This is a genomic window from Bradyrhizobium sp. AZCC 1721, from assembly GCF_036924715.1.
Taxonomy (GTDB): Bacteria; Pseudomonadota; Alphaproteobacteria; order Rhizobiales; family Xanthobacteraceae; genus Bradyrhizobium.
Map to the genome: position 1 here is coordinate 424,383 of NZ_JAZHSB010000001.1, position 17,748 is coordinate 442,130.

A 17,748-nucleotide genomic window follows, 5' to 3' on the forward strand; every position below is an offset into this window, starting at 1 on the left:
GGGTAGCGTGATTTAAGAACAATCGCCCCAGGAGCCTGTCGTTGTCTCTCGCCAAGAACGTCGAATTCTTGCGCCATTTCCCGAAGCTGAACGGGTTCAATGGCCTGGGAATCTATGGCCGAAGCACGTTGCCAGGGGCCGGCAGTCCGCTCGTCGAAATCAGCGGATTCGGCACCAATCCAGGCGCGCTCAAAATGTTCGCGTTCGTGCCGGAGCAATTGCTGCCCGCACGCGCCCTTGTCGTCGTGCTGCATGGCTGCGGCCAGACCGCGGCCGGTTACGATTTCGGCACCGGCTGGTCGACGCTCGCCAAACGCTACGGGTTTGCGTTGCTCATGCCCGAGCAGCAGGCGTCGAACAACGCCAACACCTGCTTCAACTGGTTCAATCCGGGCGACATCGCGCGCGGCCGCGGCGAGGCCGCTTCGATCCGTCAGATGGTTGCGCGGATGGTCGCCGATCACAAACTCGATTCGCGCCGCATCTTCATCACGGGGCTTTCCGCCGGCGGCGCGATGACCTCGGTGATGTTGGCGACCTATCCGGACGTGTTTGCGGGTGGTGCCATCATCGCCGGTCTGCCCTACGGTATCGCCAGCAATGTCCGCGAAGCGCTCGGCGGCATGATGCAGTCGACATCACGCCCCGCCGGCAAGCTGGGCGATCTCGTGCGCAAGGCCTCCAAGCACAGGGGGCCATGGCCGAAAGTATCGGTATGGCACGGCAGCGCCGACCGCACCGTCAACCCGGGCAACGCCAATGAGATCGTCAAGCAGTGGCTCGACGTCCACGGCCTGCCGGCGGCGCCGATGTCGATGGGAGACGTCGACGGCCATCCGCGCGAGGTGTGGTGGAACGAAGACGGCGAGACCGTCGTGGAGTCCTATACCATCACCGATATGGCCCACGGTACGCCGCTGGGGCTTGCCGGCAATGACGAGCGCTACGGCGCGGAAGGCGCGTTCCTGATCGAGGCGGGAATTTCCTCGTCGTATCACATCGCAAATTTTTTCGGCCTGACCGAGCGCGTCAGTCCGGCCAGCGAAGCGGCCAGGCCAGCGCAGGCGCCAAAGATCGTTCGGTCGGCTGCCACGGAATCCCTGCAGTCGTCCGATATCGCCGCAAGACTCTGGTCGAGGACCCACCAGCCGGTTCGCGAACACAAGCCGGCGCCGCGCGAACCGAAGCGCCGCGGCATCGATGTCGGCAGCGTCATCACCCGCGCGCTGACGGCCGCAGGCTTGATGAAGTAGCCGGACACCACAGCGTCAGCCGGACAATTTCAGCTCACATCGCGTCGGTAAGGAACGGATTGGTCAGCCGCTCCTGACCGAGGCTGGAGCCGGCGCCATGGCCGCAGATGAAGCCGACGTCGTCGCCGAGCGGCAATAGCTTTTCCCTGATCGAATTGATCAGCGTGGCGTGGCTGCCGCCGGGCAGGTCGGTGCGCCCGACCGATCCGTTGAACAGCACGTCGCCGACATGGGCGAAGCGCAATTCCTTGTTGAAGAACACGACGCTGCCGGGTGAATGGCCGGGGCAGTGCAGGATGTCGAAGGTGAGTTCGCCGATCGAGACCTGATCGCCTTCGTCGAGCCAGCGGTCGGGCCCGAAATTGCGCACCCCGGTGATGCCGAAGCGCTCGCCGCTCGAGACGACGTTGTCGAGCAGGAATTTATCGGCGATATGCGGACCCTCGATCTTGACCTGCAGCGCGTCACGCAAATCGGCGGCGCCGCCGACATGATCGATATGGCCGTGCGTCAGCCATATCTTCTCGACCGTGACGCCGGTCTGCTTGATCGCCTCCAGAATTTTGGGAACGTCACCGCCGGGATCGATCACCACGGCCTTCTTGGAAGGCTCGTGCCAGATGATGGTGCAGTTCTGCTCGAACAGCGTCACCGGCACGATCATCGCGCCGGCCTTCGCCTGGTTCTCGGCCTGGGTATCGGTTCTGTTTTCCATCTGGGGAACATATTCATCCCCGGAAGGTCGTCAACACGGGGTTTGCGATCATTTTGTATCCGGCGTGCGATCCACACGGCTCCGTGATAGCGTTGCGCGTCGTGTGACGGGTTGGAGTGCGACGTCTTGTATCGCCTTCGCCGGCCAGTTTCGGATTTCATCGGGGTTCGGCAGTTGGGATTTCCATGAGCCAGGATTCTGCATCGAATAAGGCTTCGACATCGTCGCTGGTCGGGCCTCGCACCACGGCTCGCGCCTTCTTTGTCAGCGATCGCCTGAACACGTCGGGCCTTGAGCGCGGCGATGTCCTTGCCACCACACCGCTTGCGTTTCGCGTCAACGAGAATGGTGTCGCGATTCTCTTCCGCTATGGCGTGGTGGTCCTGATCGGACTGAACGCGCTGGAAGAAGAGGAATTCCTTCGCGGCCTTGACAAGCGCATGACGGGCAAGTTTGCGCGGCGTGACGAGGAAATCGCAATCGTCGAGCTGGCCCCGGAAAGGGAGGACCAGATTCCACCGGGCGGGCCGATCTGTCTGCAAAGCCTTTCGCCCGAGCGGCTGATCCTGATCGGCGAGGCGCTGGCGAAGAGCGTCGTTCTGGCTCGGCATGAACGCGAGGTTGCCAGCGTATTTGACACGACCGAACCGTTCGCGCGGGAACTGGCGCTGAGCGGGCGTATGCGCGGCAGCCGTCGCTCGATCCTGAAAAATATCGGCAGCGCGCTACTGGTGCGGCATCGGGTGTCGGGGCCGGTCGAGGTGGCAGAGAAACCCGACGTGCTCTGGGACAAGCCGCATTTGGAGCGGCTGTATGCCCGGCTGGAGGACGAGTACGAGCTCAATGAGCGTGCGGAATCGCTGAACCACAAGCTCGCCGTGATTGCCGAGAGCGCGCAGGTGTTGACCGATATCATCGACACGCGTCGCTCGCTTCGGCTCGAAGTGATCATCGTGCTCCTGATCCTGTTCGAGGTTCTGGTGACGATCTATCAACTCGCCATGGGTCGGCACCCCTGAGCTTTGTCGTCCCGGCCAAGCGAGCCAACGGGTCGCGCGAACGCGCGCCCGATGACAGGCTCCGCGAGCGCCGAGCCGGGGGCCGGGGAACAAATTTGCGGCCGACGCGGCGAGGGACCGCCTGTTGGACGGCCCGGAATCGGCTAAGGTTCGAGCGCCATGGAATCACCCGCCCGCCACATCAGCCTCGCGCCTCCGCCCGACCGTCGTCAGTCGGAGACGGCGCTGGCGATCGCGCGCGGCACCGCGCGGCTGCTGCGGTCGCTGGGCTTTTCGTGCGTCAGCGAATTGCCGCTACCGTCGGGCCGGCGTGCCGACCTGGTGGCGCTGAACGAGAAGGGCGAGATCTGGATCGTCGAGATCAAGTCATCCGTGGAGGATCTGCGCGCCGACCAGAAATGGCAGGATTACCGGATGCATTGCGACCGGCTGTTCTTCGCCTTCACGCTGGATTTGCCGTGCGAGATCTTCCCGCAAGATACCGGCCTGATCATTGCCGACGCCTATGGCGCACACCTGCATTGCGAGGCGCCCGAGCATCGCCTGCCGGCCGCAACGCGCAAATCGATGACGGTGAGGTTCGCGATGGCCGCCGCGCAGCGCATCAACCGGCTGGTCGATCCGCAGGGTCACGGCGAGTTTTAGACCGCGAAGCGGGTTCGCCGGCGCATCCGCAATTCGAGAGCGCGTCTGCCAAATGCAGCCAACGAGACGGGCGGGCCGGTACAGAGCCCGCCGCGCTAGCGGCGCTCTGCCCCGAATTCATAATCGATGATGTCAGCTTTTGAGCGCACAGCGGACTCGGATCGGAGATTGCGCGAGGTTCGAAATGGGCCACTTCCGGACATCGCCGGACTCAACGTCACGCCACATCTCGACTGATCGATCTTCGCTCTCGCCTGTGCGGCGCGACATGGCTATTCGCTAGCAGGCAGGAACACAAATTAGCGATCAAAGTTACACAGACGCGCTCTTCTCATCGTGCGTAGCCCTACGATAGGGAGCGGACCAGGATTGAGCCATGGCCAAAGCGTTTAAGGTTGGCGATCACGTGAGCTGGAATTCGGAAGCCGGACGTGTGCGCGGAAAAATCATCAAAGTGCACAAACGAGCAGTCAACTATAAAGGCCACATCCACCGTGCTACACGGGAGGATCCGCAGTATGAAATCAAGAGCGACAAGACCGATCACATCGCCTTGCACAAGGCCGGGGTGTTGAGGCGCCTCGGCTGATGGCCCGACCGTGAATTCGAAAGCACTGCGGCCGGCGTGACGTCGTGTACTAAGTCCGCTTGCGCACGCCAGTGGAAACGGTCTCGTGTGCACGCACCGGGGTGCAGGTCGTGACTACGAGCGCAAACCTGCTGCACTGCCAGTCAGCGCCGAGCGCGGCGCTGGTGGGTGATGTCAGGTTGACCGACAGTAATGCCACTACGCAGGCAAACACCATCCACGCCGCGATCAGCACCGCTCCCTTGTGGGTCCTTGGGTGGGAAATCATGGCCTTGGCTCCTGTACGATGGCCGGAAGAATAAGGGGCAGGCTCCACAGTCCTTGGTGATCTAACTCACATCCTGGTCCACATTTTTCGCTAATGGCCCCACGGCGTGCGCGATTGCTGGCACTGGATCAGCGCCGCAGCCGGATTCGCGCGCCGGGGCAAACAGCATCTTTATTCGATCACCTCGCCGGCACGAGGCGAGCAGCGTGGGCGGAATGTCAACGCCGAGCGCCTTGGCTGTCCTGAGATCGACGACCAGCTCAAACTTGGTTGGCTGCTCGACGGGCAGGTCGGCGGGCTTCGCGTGCGGCTGCCTGGGTTTGATCTTGATCAAGTTCAGCATCGTCGCCGCCACGATCATCACCAACACGCCACCAACGCTGAGCGTGATCTGCAGCGCAAGTCCGTCCGAGATGTCGAGCAGCGCCAGGTGGCTGGCGAACGTCAAGAGAACGCCGACGCAATAGATTGGCAGCGAGTTCTGGCCACAGAGGATCGCGCCGCGCATCACCGGCGTCATCAACCCTCGCCACTTGCGGGGCACGAGCCATGCCGCCAAAACCGCAAGGGCCAAAAAATGCAGCAGTCGCAATGGATCGAGATTCGATTTGTCCATCGGGAAAAGCACCGTCAGCAGCGCCTGCGGGACCAGCACTTCCAGCGGTTTGATGCGCCAGCTCAACGCGATGATGAGGCTGAACACCAGATAGAGAACGGCAGCCACAAGCGCGGCGCGCGAGGTCCCCCACGGCCGGGCTCTCTCGCCTTCGATCATCCACCACGCGCCAAGCACGATCAGCAGCTGCCAGGCCAGCGGATTGAAGGCCCAGTGGCCGTTCGGCCAGGCCGGGACGGTCCAGCCAAAGACATGCACCAGCACATAAAGCGCCAGCGAGGCGCCAAGCGTTGCGTTCGGCGCTCGCAGCAGCAGCCACAGCAGCGGCGCAAACAAGAGGTGAAGAAGCACGAAGACCGGCAACACGTCGGTGTTGACCGGACGGTATTGCAGGATCGCCGCGCGCGCGAACGTTGCGCCCGGATGGTCCAACAAGATACGCGTATTGCTCTCGTCAGCAATACGGCCCGTGCCTGCGAGGTGAACCAGGATGGCGCAGGCGAGCGTGAGCAGCAGAAATGCGACATAAATGTCCCAGCTTCGCCGCAGCGTTCGGCTGATCACTCCGGTCCAGCCCTCGCAGCGCCATGCTTTGCCGTAGGCCAGCGCGCAGGTTACGCCCGAGACGAACATGAACACTTCCGCGGCATCGCTGAAGCCGTAGTTCCGCAGCGTCAGCCAGCTCCCGATGTTGTTGGGGACATGGTCAAGAAAGATGCACCAGAGCGCGATGCCCCGGCAGGCATCTATTCGCAGGTCACGACCCTGGCCTTTCAGCTCCGGCAGCGCGCCTACCAATGGCTTCGGGGTGGCGGTTCGATCATCCATCTGGTTGCCCCATCCGGCGTGCGAGCGCGCTTCAAGAGGGACCGAATTTGATAAAAAACATCGCCGCCGCACTGCCGGATCGTGACAACGCCGCAGTCTAGAGCTGCTTCACGCCGAACTCGGCCACGAAAAGCTATTGCGATAACGACCATATGCGCTTGGTAGAATCTCCTAGCGCGTGAGGCTATCCGTTGACGATTATCGTTCAGCGGCTCGGCGCGCGTAAATCAGCCGGAGGTCCACACAGACAGGTTCCTAGGTCCTATGATTAAGGTACCGTAGAGATCTCGGCATCAATTGATGGACGGATTCGGGAGCCAGTCTTCCGCCAGCCTCTTCCTCGCCAAAGACCCGAAGGTGGGTATATGATATTCTTTTCAATTGGATCTCCGTGCAATGGGATGACGGAGAGCTTTTATGAAAGTTCTTATTGTCGACGATCATGCATTGATTCGCGAGGCGTTGCGCGGTGTCCTGAAACAACTGAAGCGAGACGCCGTCATATTTGAAGCTTCGAACAGCCGTCAGGCAATGCACATAGTCGAGGAACATCCCGACATCAGCCTCATTTTGCTTGATATCAATTTGCCTGATCGAGATGGCTTCTCTGTCCTCCGCGAACTGCGAGACCGCTATGCGACCATTGCTATCATCATTCTCTCATCCTCGGATGATCAAGATACAGTCAAGCGCGCTTTCAAACTTGGCGCTCTGGGTTTCATCCCGAAGACTACCGAACGTGAGGTCATGCTCAACGCCATTAAGTTAGTGTTCTCCGGTGGTATTTACATTCCCTCGGAGATTCTGGAGGAAACAACGTCTCCGCGGCTTACAAATAAGCTAGCAACGCACGACTCTCTTAAGGATCTCGGGTTGACTGATCGGCAGATTGAAGTGCTTGCGCTCCTGATGAAGGGAAAAAGCAACAAGGTCATTGCCAAGACCCTCAATATGGCGGTGCCGACAGTGAAGAACCACGTCACGGTCGTTCTCAAGGCACTCGGCGTAACAAGCCGCACCGAGGCAGTAATTAAAGTAGGAAAAATGGGCTGCGAATTGTCGCCGAAATCTGAGTCATAAAGCCGTCCCGGTGTCTCTCCTATTGTCATGATCCATAAAGAGCTCGCGCATAACAGCGCGGAGCCGCATTGGGTCGACAGGCTTGTGCAGCAAAATGTATCCTCTATCCTTAGCGTCACGTAATGGTTCAGGTGCCGTATCGCCGCTGATGAGAATAGCTGGAATTGATGAACCAAACGCCGCATTGATTTGTTCAATTGCTCGAATCCCGGTCTTGCCGCTCGCAAGATGATAGTCCGAGATTATAAGATCGGGGCGTTGTTCGCGCTCAGCAAGTCGGTAAAGTGCAGCTTCGTCGGACCCGGCGGTAAGGACGGAGTATCCCCATTTGCCAAGCAATCCGCCCGTTCCCTCCTGCACAATTGGAGCATCTGCAATAACAAGAATTACCTTGCCTTCGACAGCGAATGCTGCGGGTTGAGGTGGGTCGACCGGCTCGGTGGACGTGACGCATTGATCTGCCATCGGAACCAGGATCGCGAATCGCGAACCTCGGCCCACAGTCGAAGCTAACTCGATTTGATGGTTGAGAAGCAGGCGAAGCCTGTCGACAATGGCTAAGCCAAGCCCCAGGCCGCTGTACTGGTTCCGTCCGGGGGCAGGAACTTGGAAAAACTCGCCGAAGATATTCTGCTTCTGATCCTCAGGAATGCCGGGACCGCTATCCCATACTTCGATACGCAACATTTCACCGCGGCGACGACATCCAACAATGATCCCGCCCTGCAAGGTATAGCGCACAGCATTGGATACCAGATTGAGCAGTATGCGTTCGAGCAGCATGGCGTCGCTGCGCACCCAGGCGTCACTTCGCCTAACACGTAGACGCAGGCCTTTTTCTCGCGTTGCCTGATCAAACCTCGTCTCTAGCGTTTCTAACAGGCGCGCGATCGGGAACTCGGTAATTTTGGGGGTAAGCATCCCAGCATCGAGCCTGGAGATATCCAGAAGCGAATTGAACATATCGTCCATTTCTTTACGCGTTGCATCGACCCGCTCGATCGTCTTTGTTCTTTCCCGCGATTTGAGAGGCGTGCGCAACTGTGCAACGAACAGGCCTAGTGCATGTAAGGGTTGCCGCAAATCATGGCTTGCCATGGCAAGAAAGCGCGATTTTGCTGCATTGGCGAGTTCCAGCTCTTGCGTTCGCTCTGCGACCTTCCGTTCGAGTTCGATCTGCGCGCGGCGCAGACTTTCCTCCGCTTTCTTGCGCACCTCGACATCAGCACTCAGTAACAAGCTTGGAACGGTAATACTGATCAAGAACATCAACACCAGCAGGAATGAAGCGTTGAGATCCGCAGTCGTGAAGGGACCGCCGCCCATTAGCGTCCCCCAAATCGTGATGCCCGCAAGCACCAGCGCAACCGTTGCGGTGTCGCGTGGACCGCGGCGCAGCGCCGCCCACAACATTGGCAAGATCGCAAGAAAACCCAATGGATCTCGGCTTGGCGTTTGCTCGATCAGGGGACTGAAAGCAATGAGTCCAACAGTCGCTGCGGTCGCGAGGACGCCGACCGTCTCCAAAAATTCATTGCGGTTGAAAGCGTGATAGTGGCTTGATGCCCAAAGCACAATAACAGGGGCAATGACCAGCGCACCGGTCACATCTCCCAGCCACCATGTGACCCAGGCGTCCACGAAATTCGTCGGTTCGATGTACCCGGCGGTTGCAAGGCTGGTCAGTCCAATGCTGGCGCTGATTGGTGTCGCGATCACGAAGCAAATCAGAGCAAACTTCGCGACAGAATTTGGCATCGAAAACGTATTACATCCGCCCGACCATCGATTGATCAGGTAAGCGCCAACAATCGCTTCAAGAGAGTTACCGGTCGCAATCGCAATTGCGGTGGCAACCGAGCCGGCGGTCGTCGCATTGGCGATCACCGCCGCCGTGAAAATTGCGGGCCAAGTCCGATATCCCCACAATAGCACCGCCCCCAGCGCGACACCCGTCGGTGGCCAAATTGGTGTTGCACTGGGATGAATAGAGGCGAGAGCAAGGCCGCCCTTTGCCAGGGCGAAATAGATCAGTCCAATTGCGACCAGACCGCCGGCATAGCTAATGCCTCGGCGGAACTTTATCTCCGGCGTTAGTGATCGTGGATCGGACATCGTTGACGCCTGGACTAGGCAGTTGGATCGTCTGCCTGACTGACCCACCCCGGCGGCCACCGCAATTGCCCTGCATAATCGCAATTCGGGTTCGTTGAGAAAACTACCCAGAGGTAGCAGAACGCGCAGCTGGCAGTAAGCCTTTGCCCCGCGAAGTCTGAAAAGGGGTCATTCTCGGACATCGCGGCTAGACCCTCGAGGTCCGCTCTTCCCTGACCAGCGGACATTTGTCGGGACGTCGATCACAGCCACCAAGTGCCAAGGGCGGAAGTCGATCAGCGTGTGCCCGGCATGTCACCCCCTAACGTTTGGCTCGGTCCTCCCAGTCCTCCCTCTACGTCATGGACTTCCAGGTAGCCGGTAACGGCTGCGCCGACGGTTGGGAAAAAGCAATTCTCGCCAAGCTGCGCCAACAGTCCGAATTTCTTCAGCTTGTCCTTTACGGGATCCTTGAGTTCGGCAAAACAAAGCTCGATACCCTGTGCGTGCAACGTCTCGTCCAATACGGCGAGCGTATCGCCGGCGGTGACGTCCACGCTGGTGACGGGCTCGGCCGCAACGACCAGCCAGCGGACGGGCGTCGGCGATCTCGCCACCGCGTCCAGAGCGCGCTCCTTAAAAAATTCAGCATTGGCGAAGAACAGAGGCGCATCCCATCGGAACAGAACCAGCCCGGGGATCTGGCGTGCATCCGCATATCTCGTGATGTCGTGATAACCTTTGACGCCGTCGGCGCGCCCCAATACGGCGGAGTGCGGGCGCCAGGCGTCCCATAGAAATTCGGCAATGGCGATAGCGATTGCCAGACCTATTCCCGGAATCACTCCGAGAGCGACAACGCCCGCAAAGCAGACGATCGATAGCCAGAACTCCCACGGCTGAATGCGGAAGATCCGCTTGAGGTCGGTGACCTCAATCAAGCTGATCGCAGCGGCGATGACGACAGCGGCCAACGCAGCGTTAGGCAAATACTGAAGGAGGTTGGGTGTCGCCAGCAGAAGGAAAGCGATGGCAAGCGCACCAACGATGCAGGTCAGTTGAGTGTGGGCGCCGGCGGCTTCCGCAACAGGCGTACGCGAACTGCTGCTGCTGATCGGAAAACCTTGAAAAAGACCGGTTGCCAGATTGGCGGCACCGAGCGCCACCATCTCCTGGTTGGGATCAACGTGATCGCCCAATCGTGCGGCATAGGCGCGCGAAAGCACGCTGGTATCTGCAAAAGATACCATGGCGATCGCGCAACCGCCGATCAGCACCGGGACTATATCGCCGGGATCGATCCGGGGAACAGCGAAACCCGGCAGACCCTGCGCAAGGGGACCCAGAACCGCCACGCTGTAACGCGTCGTAAGGTCCAGCGCAGCGACAGCGGCGGTTGCCCCGACGACTGCAATCAGAATGCCCGGCAGCCGCTTGTATTTCTGGAGCAGCAGGATAACCGCCAACGTGCCGAGCCCGATCCCGAAGGCCACCCAGTTGGTCTTTCCTTCAAGGAAGGCGCCGGCGATCGCCCACAAGCTCCGCAAAGATCCCTCGCTCTCGATCGAGAAGCCGAACAGCTTTGGCAGCTGGCTGATCAATGCGGTCAATGCAATTCCGTTCATGTAGCCGTAGCGTATCGGCTTGGAGGGCAGCTCGGTCACAAAGCCCAGGCGCGCGATGCCTGCCAGAATGAGTACCGCCCCGGAAACGATGGCCATCATGCCGGCCAAGGTTGCCGCGCGGACCGGATCCCCGCCAGACAACGGAACGACAACGCCAAGGATGATAGCTACAAGCGCCGAGTCCGGTCCCAGCACGAGGATGCGGCTTGGGCCGAACAATGCGTAGGCAAAGAGCGGAATGATGGTTGCGTACAGACCGTAGATGCCGGGCAAGCCCGACGCCTCCGCGTAGGCAATGCCAACCGGGACCAGCATGGCCGACAGCGCGAGCCCGGCGAGGATATCGTGCCTGAGCCACCCCGCTTCATATCGAAGGAGGGTGTCGAGACCTGGCAGCCAGCGCATCCAGTGCTTCATTGCCGGTCACTCCCAAGCCTAGCCGGGCGCGCTTGGGCTCGGCGCCGCTGCGACCGGTCTTCACGCATACCCTGCCGTGCGAGATTTTCCCTTGATCCGGGCTGACTATAGCCGATGCCTGCGGCGCAGGACGACGGCCGCCTTCGGCAAACCTGGAGGGGCCCCGAGATGATCGGGGATTGATAGCGGGGGGACTACCGCGGCGCGCGCTTGGCCAGAATCCGCTGCAGGGTACGGCGGTGCATGTTGAGCCGCCGCGCGGTTTCGGAGACGTTGCGGTTGCACATTTCATAGATGCGCTGGATGTGTTCCCAGCGCACGCGATCCGCCGACATCGGATTGGACGGCAACTCGGATTTCTCGGTGCCGCTGGCGAGCAGCGCCGCGACCACGTCGTCGGCGTCGGCAGGCTTCGAGAGATAGTCCACCGCGCCCATCTTCACCGCCGTGACGGCGGTTGCGATGTTGCCGTAGCCGGTCAGCACGATGGTGCGCGCGTCGGGGCGCTTGCGCTTGAGCGCCGACACCACATCGAGCCCGTTGCCGTCGCCGAGCCGCAGATCCACGACCGCAAAGGCCGGTGCTGACTTGTTGATCTGCGCCAGCCCGTCAGACACGGTGTCACAGGATGTCACCGCGAAACCGCGGGTTTCCATCGCTCGCGACAGGCGCTCCAGAAACGGCTTGTCGTCCTCGACGATCAGCAGCGAGCGGTCGGCGAGATCGTTCAGTTCGGCGATGTCGTTCAAGGCAAGGTATCCCGGTTGCGGATGCGGAGCACTTATAGATCATATGGCGCGGTAATTTTGCACTGCCAAGGGCCCCAGCGTCGAGCAGCCCCGGTTTCCTGAATCTTAACGCCTTTTAATCCACTGGCCCGGCAGCACTTTCCTCGGCCTCGAAGCGGACGCGCGGCCACGCGATCCGCACCACGGCGCCGTGATCGGGAAAGGTCCGGTTGGAGAACGAAACTTTCGCGCCGGTGCGTTCCAGGAGCGTCCGGGCGATGAACACGCCAAGGCCGAGGCCGGCGCGTTCGCGGTGGGGTTCATCGGCGCTGCGGCGCCTTGATAAATAGGGCTCGCCGATCCGTTTCAGCATGTCGGGGGCGATGCCGGGGCCGTCATCGGAGATGACGATTTCGACCGTATCCGCGTTCCACCAGGCGTTAACCTCTACCGTCGTCCGCGCGAAATCGACGGCGTTCTCCAGGATGTTGCCGACGCCATACAGAATCGCCGGGTTCCGGGCACCGACAGGCTCCCGGGTGGCTGCGACAGCAAGCCGCACCCTGATCGTGACGCCAAAATCGCGGTGTGGCGCCACCACTTCCTCGATCAGCGTAGACAGCGGCATGAGGTCGAACGGCGCCCCGGACGAAGATAGCTGGGTGATCTTGGCGAGGATGTCGCGGCAGCGCTGCGCCTGCTCGCCCAGGGTCCTCAGATCGGAGGCCAACTGGTCATTGCTCTCGACGGTCTTTTCCAGCTCCCGCGAAATCAGGAAGATCGTCGACAGCGGCGTGCCGAGTTCATGCGCGGCAGCCGCGGCCAGCCCGTCGAGCTGGGTCAGATGCTGCTCGCGCGTCAGCACCAGCTCGGTTGCGGCCAGCGCGTCGGAAAGTTTGCGCGCCTCCTCGGTCGCCTGGAACGCATAGAGACTGGTGACGCCGATCGCGAGCACGATCGAGAGCCAGACGCCGAACAGATAGATCGGCGGCAGCACCAGCGGGTCTTCGCTGTCCCAAGGGAGCGGCAGATGGAAGAACACCAGCGCCGAGGCGCAGGCGACCGCCAACAGCCCGAGGCCAGCCGTCATCCGGATCGGCAGCACCGTAGCCGAGATCAGGACGGGGCCGAGGAACAGAAATGAAAACGGGTTCTGCAAGCCGCCGGTCAGGAACAACAGCGCGGCCAATTCGACGATGTTGAGCGCGAGCAGCGTCGCCGCATAGACCGGTTCCAGCCGTTGCATCGGGTTGAAGGCAACCTGCAGCGCAAGATTGAGCAGCGCCGAGATCCCGACGACGGCCACGCAGGCAACAACGGGAAAGTCGAACTCCAGTCCATGCGCCACGATGAAGATCGCGGTGAGCTGGCCGAGCGCCGCCAGCCAGCGCAGCCGGAGGATCGTATCGAGACGGACATAGCGGTGCGGATGGCGGAAATCGGAGGCTGCGACGTCGGACATTGCTGGAGTTTAGCTGTCGCGGCGCGCGATCACAAATTCGTTGGATCGCGTGTGGGGCAGGGCCTCATGGCCACGAAGTTCAAAGCCTTGCGCTCATCCCCGCGATGGCCCAATGAACGGATTGCATGACGACAGGTGACGCCACGCCAGCGCAATCGCCCGCGGCCGGGCCGCAAGGTCCCGCCGCGATCGAGGTTGCGCATCTGATAAAGCTCTACAAGACCACCCGCGCGGTCGACGATATCTCGTTCCGGATCGCGCGTGGCAGCGTCACCGGGCTGCTCGGCGGCAATGGCGCCGGCAAGACCACGACCATTGCCATGATCATGGGGCTGGTGCTGCCGACCTCGGGCCGCGTCCAGGTGCTGGGACACGCGATGCCGGAGCAGAGCGCCGAGGTGCTCGGGCGGATGAATTTCGAGAGCCCGTATGTCGACATGCCGATGCGGCTCACGGTGCGGCAGAATCTCACCATTTTCGGCCGGCTCTATGCCGTGGAGAATCTCGCCGAGCGCATCGAGCAGCTCGCCTCGGACCTTGACCTGAAAGATTTTCTCGATCGCGCCAATGGCAAGCTCTCGGCCGGGCAGAAGACCCGCGTCGCGCTGGCAAAGGCGCTGATCAACCAGCCGGAGCTGCTGTTGCTCGACGAGCCGACGGCCTCGCTCGATCCGGATACCGCCGACTGGGTGCGGCAGCATTTGCAGAACTATCGCAGGACCCATGACGCGACCATCCTGCTGGCCTCGCACAACATGCTGGAAGTGGAGCGGCTGTGCGACCGCGTCATCATCATGAAGCGCGGCCGCATCGAAGATGACGACAGTCCCGACCAGATCATGGCGCGCTACAACCGCACCACGCTGGAAGACGTGTTCCTCGACGTCGCGCGCGGCCGGGTGGCGGAGACCGCGCCATGAGCGCTACCGCCACCCATCACGGGATTTCCGCGCACCGCATCCAGGCGATGGTGCTGCGCTACTGGTATCTCCTGATGTCGTCGTGGCCGCGGCTGTTGGAGCTGATCTACTGGCCGGCGCTGCAGATCATCACTTGGGGCTTCCTGCAGAACTACATCGCGCAGAACGACAATTTCTTCGCGCGCGCCGGCGGCACGCTGATCGGCGCCGTGATCCTGTGGGACATCCTGTTCCGCGGCCAGCTTGGCTTTTCGATCTCATTTCTCGAGGAGATGTGGGCGCGCAACCTCGGCAACCTCATGATGAGCCCGCTGAAGCCGATCGAATTCCTGATCTCGCTGATGATCATGAGCCTGATCCGGCTCGCGATCGGCGTGATTCCGATGACGCTGCTGGCGCTGTTCTTCTTCGATTTTAATTTCTTCGCGATCGGCCTGCCGCTGATCGCGTTCTTCTGCAACCTGATCTTCACCAGCTGGTCGATCGGGATCTTTGTTTCCGGCCTCGTGCTGCGCAACGGGCTGGGCGCCGAGAGCATCGTCTGGACGGTGATGTTCGGCCTGATGCCGCTCGCCTGCGTCTACTATCCGGTCGCGGTGCTGCCGGCCTGGCTGCAATGGATCGCGTGGATGCTGCCGCCGACCTATGTGTTCGAAGGCATGCGTACGCTTCTGATCGATCACGTGCTCAGGATCGACCTGATGGTCTGGTCACTGGCCATCAACGCGGTGCTGTTTACCGCTTCCTTTGCGATCTTCCTCGCTCTTTTGCGCAGTGCCAAACATCACGGATCTTTGCTCGGGGGTGGCGAATAAGTCACAGTTTCCCGTGGTTTTCCGGGGTTTCTACGCCTTTTGGCGCGTGGACAGGCCCCTTCGGCGCATTGACGCATTATTTTGCATTCTGCACTATGCTGCGGCGCAAACAGAAGGTCAGAAATAAAATGCCGATTGGTGAGTTTGGCGGCGCACCGCCGCTGGTGGCCGAAGGCAGTCCGGCGCTCACGACGCCGATGTACTGGATGTACGAAATGGGCCACGCGTCGCTCAATCCGGCACGGGCCGTGACCGACGCCACCAAGATCCTGTTTCAAAACCCGCTCAATCCGTGGTCGCACACGCAATTCGGCAAATCGATCGCGGCGGCCTGCGAATTGTTCGAGCGCACCACGCGCCGCTACGGCAAGCCCGAATGGGGGCTCGACTTCACCGAGGTTAACGGCATCCATACGCCCGTCGAGGTCCGCACGATCTGGGAAAAGCCGTTCTGCCGTTTGCTGCACTTCGATCGCAAGCTGACCCGGCCGCTGCGCGCGCCCCATCCGCGCGTTTTGATCGTGGCGCCGATGTCCGGCCATTACGCGACGCTGCTGCGCGGCACGGTCGAGGCGTTCCTGCCGACGCATGAAGTCTACATCACCGACTGGTCCGACGCGCGCATGGTTCCCCTCACCGAGGGCCGCTTCGATCTCGATGACTACGTCGATTACGTCATCGAGATGCTGCATGTGCTCGGTGGCAACATGCATGTGATCGCGGTGTGTCAGCCTTCGGTGCCCGTGGTGGCGGCGGTCTCCGTGATGGAAGCCGTGCGCGATCCCTTCGTGCCGCTGTCGATGACCTTGATGGGCGGCCCAATCGATACCCGCCGCAACCCGACCTCGGTGAACAACCTTGCGGCCGAACGCGGCATCGACTGGTTCCGCAACCATGTCATCACCAAAGTGCCGTTCCCGCATCCCGGCGTGATGCGCGACGTCTATCCGGGCTTTTTGCAGCTCTCGGGCTTCATCAGTATGAACCTCGACCGCCACACCGACGCGCACAAGGCGCTGTTCAACAATCTGGTGAAGGGCGACGGCGACATGGTCGACAAGCACCGCGAGTTCTATGACGAGTACCTCGCGGTCATGGATCTGACGGCGGAGTATTACCTGCAGACCGTCGATCTCGTGTTCGTCAAGCACGCGCTGCCCAAGGGCGAGATGACTCATCGTGGCACGCCGGTCGATCCATCAAAGATCCGGCGCGTGGCGCTGATGACGGTGGAAGGCGAAAACGACGACATCTCCGGGCTCGGCCAGACCGAAGCGACGCACGCTTTATGCCCCCATATTCCCGATCATCGCCGCGTCCATTACGTGCAAAAGGGCGTCGGACATTACGGCGTGTTCAACGGATCGCGATTCCGTTCCGAAATCGTGCCGCGCATCTCCGATTTCATGATGTCGGCGACGAATACCAATGAGTCAGCGGCTAAGATCAAGCCAACATTGGTCCGTGCGGCCGAATAGTGCGCCGGCGGCACCGATTCCGTGTCGCCCATAAGTTGCTGGGAAGATTCAAACAATCCGGATTTCGGCCGAATCAAGGGGTGAGTTCAGACTCACTCCTTGAGACCGCTTTTGACGTCCGGTTCCAACCGAAATTTTGAGTTCCAGGCCCATCCCCTAGGGGCGATTCGTCGCCAAGCCCCTGTATATTGGGCAAATGATTTGTTTTTTGTGCCGAGCAATTTAGATGCGATTTCCCTGGCGGCGGATATGGCAGAATCCGGGCGAACTCCTGCTCCCCGGACTCCAAGAAATGGCTACTCGCGCCCTCCTTTATCGGCGGCCCGCCGAACCCGCGACTCTTTTGGTCAAACACTGCTCGCAAGTCTTTGCGATCAGGCTGCGCCGACATCGGCGGGCGCGGCGTTACACCTTACGCATTCACCCAACCGATCGCGAAGCCATCCTGACGATGCCGCCGCGCGGCACGCTCGCGGAAGCCAAGGACTTTGCGCAGCTTCACGGCGGCTGGATCGCCGCCCGTCTCGGCCGTTTGCCGAAGGCTGCGCCCTTTCAACCCGGCACGATCGTACCGTTGCGCGGCGTGCCGCATCGCCTGGTGCATCGCGCCGGCGAACGCGGCACGGTGTGGACTGAAACCCGCGACAGCGGCGAGAGGATTCTGTGCGTGGCCGGCGGCTACGATCACATGGACCGGCGCGTCCACGACTTCCTCAAGCGCGAAGCGCGCAAGGATCTGCACAAGGCATCGCTCGCCTATGCCGCGGAACTTGGCGTGAGGGTCAGGCGCGTGTCGATCCGCGACCAGTCGAGCCGCTGGGGTTCGTGCACCTCGGCCGGGTCGTTGTCGTATTCCTGGCGATTGATCCTCGCGCCGCCCTATGTGCTGGACTATCTCGCCGCCCATGAGGTCGCGCATCTCGTCGAGATGAACCATTCAGCCAGGTTCTGGAGGGTCGTCGACCGCATCTGCATTCATGTCGAACGCGCCAAGCGCTGGCTCGACACCCACGGCAACGATTTGCATCGCTATGGGGTAGAGGATTAGGTCCCGTCGCCCCTGCGAACGCAGGGGCCCATAACCACAGCAGTTCGTTGCGCGTAAAGGCGTCTACCCCATCGCCTACCCGACAGGCCGCGGCGTATGGATCCCTGCTGGATCCCTGCGTTCGCAGGGACGACGGATTGGTTTGCGG

At 61.1% G+C, this 17,748-nt stretch carries 15 protein-coding genes and 1 pseudogene; 9 read left to right on the forward strand and 7 right to left on the reverse strand.

Annotated elements, in window-relative coordinates:
* Nucleotides 1-41: 41 nt before the first annotated feature.
* A complete protein-coding gene (locus tag V1273_RS02025; protein ID WP_334408556.1) occupies nucleotides 42-1,253 on the forward strand; it encodes an extracellular catalytic domain type 1 short-chain-length polyhydroxyalkanoate depolymerase in 1,212 nt (403 codons plus the stop codon).
* A 34-nt stretch (nucleotides 1,254-1,287) separates the two neighbouring features.
* Here V1273_RS02025 and V1273_RS02030 read toward each other — a convergent pair whose 3' ends face one another.
* Nucleotides 1,288-1,968, reverse strand: a complete 681-nt coding sequence (locus V1273_RS02030; RefSeq protein ID WP_334366014.1) for an MBL fold metallo-hydrolase — start codon at nucleotides 1,966-1,968, stop codon at nucleotides 1,288-1,290.
* Nucleotides 1,969-2,153: 185 nt separating this feature from the next.
* Between V1273_RS02030 and V1273_RS02035 the strand changes: the two genes are divergently transcribed.
* The 3 genes from V1273_RS02035 to V1273_RS02045 all read left to right on the forward strand — a co-directional run bounded on the left by V1273_RS02035 (nucleotide 2,154) and on the right by V1273_RS02045 (nucleotide 4,221).
* Nucleotides 2,154-2,987: an RMD1 family protein gene (locus V1273_RS02035; RefSeq protein WP_334366015.1), complete on the forward strand. Its 834-nt coding sequence runs from the start codon at nucleotides 2,154-2,156 to the stop codon at nucleotides 2,985-2,987.
* Between the two features lie 159 nt (nucleotides 2,988-3,146).
* Complete coding sequence (locus tag V1273_RS02040; RefSeq protein ID WP_334408557.1) at nucleotides 3,147-3,632, forward strand: MmcB family DNA repair protein; 486 nt, start codon at nucleotides 3,147-3,149, stop codon at nucleotides 3,630-3,632.
* 376 nt (nucleotides 3,633-4,008) lie between these two features.
* The gene (locus V1273_RS02045; protein ID WP_334366017.1) at nucleotides 4,009-4,221 is read left to right on the forward strand and encodes a DUF2945 domain-containing protein; all 213 of its coding nucleotides are present in this window, start codon (nucleotides 4,009-4,011) and stop codon (nucleotides 4,219-4,221) included.
* Between the two features lie 49 nt (nucleotides 4,222-4,270).
* Here V1273_RS02045 and V1273_RS02050 read toward each other — a convergent pair whose 3' ends face one another.
* Nucleotides 4,271-4,489: a hypothetical protein gene (locus V1273_RS02050; protein WP_334366018.1), complete on the reverse strand. Its 219-nt coding sequence runs from the start codon at nucleotides 4,487-4,489 to the stop codon at nucleotides 4,271-4,273.
* Between the two features lie 61 nt (nucleotides 4,490-4,550).
* Complete coding sequence (opgC, locus tag V1273_RS02055; protein ID WP_334408558.1) at nucleotides 4,551-5,933, reverse strand: OpgC domain-containing protein; 1,383 nt, start codon at nucleotides 5,931-5,933, stop codon at nucleotides 4,551-4,553.
* 417 nt (nucleotides 5,934-6,350) lie between these two features.
* On the opposite strand from opgC, the gene V1273_RS02060 reads away from it, so the two are divergent.
* Nucleotides 6,351-7,013 (forward strand): response regulator transcription factor, encoded by a 663-nt coding sequence (locus tag V1273_RS02060; RefSeq protein WP_334366020.1) that lies wholly within the window; start codon nucleotides 6,351-6,353, stop codon nucleotides 7,011-7,013.
* Here the strand turns inward: V1273_RS02060 and V1273_RS02065 are convergent.
* From V1273_RS02065 to V1273_RS02080, 4 genes and pseudogenes are all read right to left on the reverse strand, one after another.
* Entirely contained in the window at nucleotides 7,008-9,128 is a 2,121-nt protein-coding gene (locus V1273_RS02065; RefSeq protein ID WP_334408559.1) for an MASE1 domain-containing protein, read from the reverse strand. The two genes, V1273_RS02060 and V1273_RS02065, sit on opposite strands and share 6 nt — an antisense overlap.
* Nucleotides 9,129-9,429: 301 nt before the next feature.
* A pseudogene (locus V1273_RS02070) lies at nucleotides 9,430-11,149 on the reverse strand (SulP family inorganic anion transporter).
* 194 nt (nucleotides 11,150-11,343) lie between these two features.
* On the reverse strand, nucleotides 11,344-11,898 hold the full coding sequence (locus V1273_RS02075; protein ID WP_028347745.1) for an ActR/PrrA/RegA family redox response regulator transcription factor: 555 nt from the start codon (nucleotides 11,896-11,898) through the stop codon (nucleotides 11,344-11,346).
* Between the two features lie 115 nt (nucleotides 11,899-12,013).
* Nucleotides 12,014-13,339, reverse strand: coding sequence for an ActS/PrrB/RegB family redox-sensitive histidine kinase (locus V1273_RS02080; RefSeq protein ID WP_334408561.1), 1,326 nt, complete (start codon nucleotides 13,337-13,339; stop codon nucleotides 12,014-12,016).
* Nucleotides 13,340-13,464: 125 nt separating this feature from the next.
* Here V1273_RS02080 and V1273_RS02085 point away from each other — a divergent pair, with 125 nt between their 5' ends.
* The 4 genes from V1273_RS02085 (at nucleotide 13,465) to V1273_RS02100 (ending at nucleotide 17,600) form a co-directional block, all read left to right on the forward strand.
* Nucleotides 13,465-14,259, forward strand: a complete 795-nt coding sequence (locus V1273_RS02085) for an ABC transporter ATP-binding protein (protein ID WP_334366024.1) — start codon at nucleotides 13,465-13,467, stop codon at nucleotides 14,257-14,259.
* Entirely contained in the window at nucleotides 14,256-15,074 is an 819-nt protein-coding gene (locus tag V1273_RS02090; protein ID WP_334379509.1) for an ABC transporter permease, read from the forward strand. The genes V1273_RS02085 and V1273_RS02090 overlap by 4 nt, the downstream gene beginning before the upstream one ends.
* A 128-nt stretch (nucleotides 15,075-15,202) precedes the next feature.
* Nucleotides 15,203-16,552 (forward strand): polyhydroxyalkanoate depolymerase, encoded by a 1,350-nt coding sequence (locus V1273_RS02095; RefSeq protein ID WP_334379508.1) that lies wholly within the window; start codon nucleotides 15,203-15,205, stop codon nucleotides 16,550-16,552.
* Between the two features lie 226 nt (nucleotides 16,553-16,778).
* Complete coding sequence (locus V1273_RS02100) at nucleotides 16,779-17,600, forward strand: M48 family metallopeptidase (protein ID WP_334366027.1); 822 nt, start codon at nucleotides 16,779-16,781, stop codon at nucleotides 17,598-17,600.
* Nucleotides 17,601-17,748: the final 148 nt, after the last annotated feature.